Genomic DNA, 5936 nt, shown 5'->3' on the forward strand with positions numbered 1-5936 from the left:
ACCTCAGCTTTTTCGCTTATAGTTACAACTTTCGGCTCGAAAATCGTTCCATAATCGATAACTGAATCTTTAATGTAGCTACCAGCTCCGATAACGACGTTTTCTCCGATAACGCAATTTTCAATTCTGCAAAACTCCTCCACTTTTGTGTTGTCTCCTATTGAGGTGGAGGGTAGGATCACGCTGTTAGCCCCGATTTCGCAGTTTTCACCTATAACGACCGGTCCTCTTATGTAACTTCCACTCCTAATTATGCTTCCCTTGCCAACGACGACGTCGCCGACTATCGTTACTCCGCTCTCCACTTTTCCGGCTATTCTCTTCCCCCTGTGCTTCAGCGCAAGATCGTTAACTCTGAGAATGTCCCACGGATAAACGACATCGAGCCACAGTCCTTTGCTTTCTGCAGCAAAGAAGTCAATCCCGCTTTCAATCATCCTGTTTACGACGTTAGTTAAATCCCTCTCATCCCCTATATATTCGAAAACTCTTTCATCGAGCAAGTATATTCCCGTACTTGCGAGATAGCTCACCTCTTCCCGCGGCTTTTCAATTACTCTTCTCACCTTTCCGTTCTCAACTTTCAGTACACCGTACTTTGTTGGCTCTTCGACCACTTTGTAAACGACCGAGAACGAGTCGTGGAATAAAACGTCTTCCAAAATTTCGGAATCGATAATGTTATCTCCCGGTAGCACAAGGAACTTACCTTCAACGAGCTCCCTCGCCTGTTTTAAAGCATGTGCCGTACCAAGCTGCTGTTTCTGCGTAACGTACTCAATTTTTACACCGAACTTTCCACCGTTGCCGAAGTAATCTATCACCCTCTCCTTTTTGTAACCAACCACCATTACGATTTCCCTTATTCCGGCTCCCTTTAAAGCCTCAACAACGTACTCCAGAATAGGCTTATTTCCGACTTTTATCATAACTTTCGGCTTTGTAGCCGTGAAAGGACGCAATCTCTGCCCCTCTCCTGCTGCAAGAATAACGGCCTTCATACAAACACCTCAAAATATGACGGAATTTGGCTCGACGTAGCCATCAACAACCGCTCCCGGAGCTATGAAAACATTATTGCCAATCATAGCTCCGACGTTAATCGAAACGTTAATTCCGGTCTTAACGTTATCCCCTATTACCGCTCCGAACTTCTTTCTACCGGTTTTTACGATCCTCCCCTTAACAGCGACGCTTATTTCCTTCTCATCAAGCCTCAAATTGGCTATTTTAGTCCCGGCTCCAAGGTTGCAGTTCTCCCCGATTATCGAATCTCCTACGTAATTGTGGTGGGGTGCATTCGAATTTCTCATGATTATCGAGTTTTTTATCTCTACAGCATTTCCTACGTGGCAGTTATCTCCTATAGCTGTGTAAGGGCGAATATAACAATTTGGTCCGATCCTACAATTCTTTCCTATAACTGTGGGACCTACAATGTAGGCTCCGCTCATAACAACGCTTCCCTCTTCTATCACGACGTTACCCTTTATTACCGCTCCTTCTTCGACCTCCCCTTCAATTCTTCTCTCAACTCTGGAAAGGAGAATTTTATTTGCTTCAAGCAAATCCCAAGGGTAACCAACGTCGATCCAGTTTTCTATCTCAACGGCTCTGAACATCAAACCGCTTTTGACGGCAGCTGTTATGGAGTCTGTTATTTCGTATTCTCCTCTAACAGATACCTTCGTCTCTTTGACGAACTTCAAAATTTCGTCGGTAAATACATAAATCCCCGCATTTATCAGATCCGTCGGCGGAACATCGGGCTTTTCGATAATTTTTTTAACAAAACCACCTTCAACCTCGACAACTCCGTAATCTTCCGGATTATCAACTCTTTTCACGGCTATTGCCAATTCGCAATCAAGAAGTTTTTTTATCTCATCGGCAAAAACAATTGTGTCACCGTTCAACATGAGAAATCTGTCGTCAAGTAGATGTTCAGCGGACAGTAAAGCATGAGCAGTGCCAAGCTGTTTAGCCTGCCTAACGTATCTTATCCTAACTCCGTTAAACTTTTCTCCGAAGTACTCTCTAATCGTTTCCTCCTTGTATCCAACCACAAGAACAACCTCGTCTATCCCGGCCTTAACGAGGTTCTCAATGGTGTGATGAAGAATCGGTTTATTCGCTACGGGAAGCATTACTTTCGGCTTCGTATAAGTCAGCGGACGCATTCTCGTTCCTTCTCCAGCTGCTAAAACTATCGCTTGCACAATTTTTATTTTCCGTTGTGGGCTATTTAAAGACATTGCCATTAAAGGGTACAAACTTTTTTATAAGTTCCAAATTGAAAAGTTGGTAAATTTATAAAACCAATGCTAAAGACAATTAAGCATGAGTAAGGTTGTTCGTATCAGGGTGGAATCGGTTGAGGGTTTTTGCGCAGCAAAATACAAAGTGGGGGACGAATTTTACTTGGATAAGTTTTTAATCCAGTCAAAGATTCCAATTTGCATTCACGCTCTTTCAGCTTTGCAAAACTTCATTTATGCTCTTTCTCACGGAGTAAAGGTCGAAGATCTTGGAGTAAAAGAAGTGTTCGTGTCGTGTCCGGATCCCGGTGAACCTCGCGGAAAAGGAAGAGTTATCTTCAAACTTGAGGTGATAGAATGATTCCGATAGCAAAGCCCGTGATTGGCGATGAGGAGATTCACGCGGTTATAGAAGTTTTGAAGTCTGGAATGATAGTTCAGGGGAAGAAGGTGGAGGAATTCGAGAGAAGGTTTGCTGATTATATTGGAGTGAGTTATGGTGTGGCTGTCGCCAATGGTACGGCTGCCTTAGACATAGCTTTAAAGGCTTGCGGGGTGAAGGAAGGGGACGAGGTCGTTACGACACCCTTTACATTCATAGCAACGGCAAATGCGATTCTTTTTCAGAGGGCGAAGCCTGTTTTTGCTGATATTGAAGAAGACAGCTACAATATAAATCCTGACGATGTTCTTGAGAAGTTATCCCATAGGACTAAGGCTATTGTTGGTGTTCATCTTTTCGGGCAACCTTTCAACGTTAAAGCAATTCTCGAAATCTGCGAGGATCACAAGCTAATTTTGATAGAGGACTGCGCTCAAGCTCACGGGGCTGAATTTGGTGGGAGAAAGGTTGGAAACTTTGGAATCGGTTGCTTTTCGTTCTACGCAACGAAAAACATGACCACAGCTGAGGGGGGAATAATAACGTGCAATGATGAAATAGTTGCTGAACGATCGAGATTTTTGAGAAGCCATGGAGAGAGTAAAAAATACCAGCATGAAATCCTTGGATACAACATGAGGATGACGGACATTCAGGCGGCTATGGGGCTTGTGCAACTGGAGAAGCTTGGGTGGATGAACGAGAGGAGAAGAAAAAACGCTGAATTCTACAACAGGAGAATTAAAGTGGAAGGGCTGAGAAAACCGAAAGAAAAATACGGGAAGCACGTCTATCATCAGTATGTTCTGTATTTAGAGGACGATTTTCCTCTGAGCAGAGAAGAGTTTTCAAAGTACCTAAGCGAGAGAGGTGTTGGAAACGCGATCCATTATCCAAAACCCGTTTATCTACAACCGCTGTACCGAAAGCTGGGATATAAAGAAGGTTTGTGTCCCGTGGCAGAAGGGGCAGTAAAAAGAGTAATTAGTATTCCCGTCCATCCTTTATTGACAAGAGAATATCTTGAGTATGTCGTGAGGACGATTAACGAGGTTGTATGATAATGAGGACAATAATAAACTAAATTTTTCTGTATAGAAAAGTCTAAATACAGCAATTTCATTGTTTTAATTATTAAGTCGTTATTGATATTGAAACCTGAAGGAGGGTTTGGTGCAGCACGGGATGATATTTGGAGTTTTGGGAGTAGGCATAATGGGAAGAAACCACGTCAGAGTTTTAAATGAAATAAAAAGGGTTGATGAAGTTGTTGTTTACGACGCAAATGAAAAGAGGGTCAGAGATATTTCCGGAGAATTCGATGTTACCGCAGCAACATCGTTTGAAGAATTTTTAAAATACTGTGATGCAATATCGATTTGCACTCCAACCTCTCAACACTACAAACATATAACGCAATGCACGAGAAAAGGCAACAGCGAGAAGTCAATTTTTGTGGAGAAACCAATTGCATCCAGTTATAAAGAAGGTCTGAAGATTCTAAGGCTGATAAAAGGTAAAGAAATAATCTTCGGAGTTGGTCACATAGAGCGATTTAACCCGATAATCAATGAGATCTGCGACCTAAATGTGGAGATAGAATACGTGGACATAAAAAGGCACAACCCGGCTTCTTCAAGAGTGACTGACACAACTGTCGTCGAGGACTTGATGATCCACGACATCGACATAGTTTTTAACGTTCTATTGCCCGACAAAAACTTCAAACTCTCCGCAAGCGGAAACAAAAACATTATGCACATTCTTGTGAATTTTGACGATACTGTAGTTTCACTTTCAGCCAGCAGGATATCCTCAAAAAAGATCAGAAAAATTCACATTGAAAATCACAATTTAACGATCGAAGGAGATTACATGGATCAGGAGCTGTACATTTTCAGAGGTCCACAGATTTACCAGACTGTAAATGAAAAATACGTTCAGGAGAATGTTATGGAGAAGGTGTTGATAAACAAAGTCGAACCGCTGAAAGTTGAATTGAAAACTTTTGTGGATTGCGTACGTAAAGGAGAAGAATTTCCGGTTACTGCAGAGCAAGCTGTGAATAATTTGAGGATATGTGAGCTGATATGGCGAAAAGCACGCTAAAGTTTTACAAGCACCTTTCGGCTGTAGTGGAGAGCGATGAAATAGGGGAAGGTACTAAAATCTGGCATTTCGTTCATGTTAGAGAGAAGGCAAGAATTGGCAGGAACTGCAACATAGGTAAAGGTGTTTACATTGACACGGAAGTCGTTATAGGAAATAACGTTAAAATTCAGAATTTTGCAACTATATACAAAGGAGTAATCATTGAAGACGACGTTTTTATCGGACCGGCTGTAGTTTTCACAAACGATCTGTATCCAAGAGCTTTTATATGGGGTGAAGAAAAAATTGAAAAGACGATTGTTAGGAAAGGTGCAAGTGTCGGTGCTAATTCTACCATAATCTGCGGAGTTGAGATTGGTGAATATGCTATGATTGGGGCTGGAAGCGTTGTGACAAAAAGTGTTCCACCTCACGCCCTCGTCTACGGAAATCCAGCGAAGCTCAAAGGCTTTGTCTGTTACTGCGGGAGAAAGCTTGAAGAAATAGTTGAGGAAGAGGAAGATAAGATAGCATACAGGTGCTCTCACTGCGGAGAACTTGTTGAAATTAAAAAGGAGTGGTTCAAATGAAGATAGCGGTTGTTGGCTTGGGGAAAGCTGGACTGCCTTTAGCGGCTGTGATTGCTGATTCCGGTTTTGAAGTCGTCGGAATTGATTTAGATGAAGAGAAATGCGGGATGATAAATTCTGGAAAGAACCCCATTCCAGAAGAGCTCGGACTGGATGAGCTGATAAAAAAATACGGTGGAAAAAGGCTTAAAGCGACAACAGATTATGGCGAAGCGAAGGATTGCAGAGCTTACATTGTGATTGTCCCGCTTTATTTAGATGCCGACAACAATCCAGATTTCAGCTCTCTTGAATCAGCTTTTAGAAGCATTGGAAGACTTTTGAAAAAAGGAGATATCGTGGTTTTGGAGACAACAGTTCCCCCCTTCACGACGGAAAAAATCGTTAGAAGCTGGCTTGAGGAGGAGAGCGGGTTAAAGCTTGGTGAGTTTTACTTGGCATATTCTCCGGAGAGAATAATGACCGGATACAGCATTTCAAGACTGAGGGAGTTTCCAAAGATAATAGGTGGAGTCGATGAGGAAAGCGGGAGAAAAGCTTACGAACTCTATAAAAAGTTCATTCCCAACCTTCATTTGGTTTCGAACGCGAGGACAGCTGAATTCATAAAGATCA

7 protein-coding genes are annotated in these 5936 nt (G+C 42.3%); 5 read left to right on the forward strand and 2 right to left on the reverse strand.

The genetic code is table 11. The features are described from left to right. Nucleotides 1-1001: bifunctional sugar-1-phosphate nucleotidylyltransferase/acetyltransferase (glmU, locus tag F7C14_RS08430; protein ID WP_290901801.1), on the reverse strand; the 1001-nt coding region annotated here is incomplete at its 3' end. A gap of 9 nt (nucleotides 1002-1010) precedes the next feature. Continuing rightward, on the reverse strand, nucleotides 1011-2219 hold the full coding sequence (gene glmU / locus F7C14_RS08435) for a bifunctional sugar-1-phosphate nucleotidylyltransferase/acetyltransferase (protein WP_290901803.1): 1209 nt from the start codon (nucleotides 2217-2219) through the stop codon (nucleotides 1011-1013). Nucleotides 2220-2340: 121 nt separating this feature from the next. Between glmU (F7C14_RS08435) and F7C14_RS08440 the strand changes: the two genes are divergently transcribed. From F7C14_RS08440 to F7C14_RS08460, 5 genes are all read left to right on the forward strand, one after another. Next, nucleotides 2341-2619 carry a TIGR04076 family protein gene (locus tag F7C14_RS08440; RefSeq protein WP_290901805.1) on the forward strand — a complete coding sequence of 93 codons (279 nt, stop codon included), beginning with the start codon at nucleotides 2341-2343 and terminating at the stop codon, nucleotides 2617-2619. Then, complete coding sequence (locus F7C14_RS08445) at nucleotides 2616-3701, forward strand: DegT/DnrJ/EryC1/StrS aminotransferase family protein (protein ID WP_290901807.1); 1086 nt, start codon at nucleotides 2616-2618, stop codon at nucleotides 3699-3701. The genes F7C14_RS08440 and F7C14_RS08445 overlap by 4 nt, the downstream gene beginning before the upstream one ends. A 112-nt stretch (nucleotides 3702-3813) precedes the next feature. After that, nucleotides 3814-4749: a Gfo/Idh/MocA family oxidoreductase gene (locus tag F7C14_RS08450; RefSeq protein WP_290901809.1), complete on the forward strand. Its 936-nt coding sequence runs from the start codon at nucleotides 3814-3816 to the stop codon at nucleotides 4747-4749. Then, on the forward strand, nucleotides 4731-5321 hold the full coding sequence (locus tag F7C14_RS08455) for an acyltransferase (protein ID WP_290901811.1): 591 nt from the start codon (nucleotides 4731-4733) through the stop codon (nucleotides 5319-5321). Before F7C14_RS08450 ends, F7C14_RS08455 begins: the two co-directional genes overlap by 19 nt. Further along, nucleotides 5318-5936: NAD(P)-binding domain-containing protein (locus tag F7C14_RS08460; RefSeq protein ID WP_290901813.1), on the forward strand; the 619-nt coding region annotated here is incomplete at its 3' end. The genes F7C14_RS08455 and F7C14_RS08460, both read left to right, overlap by 4 nt.

It is taken from the genome of Ferroglobus sp. (assembly GCF_015521575.1).
In the GTDB taxonomy this organism is placed as follows: Archaea; Halobacteriota; Archaeoglobi; order Archaeoglobales; family Archaeoglobaceae; genus Ferroglobus.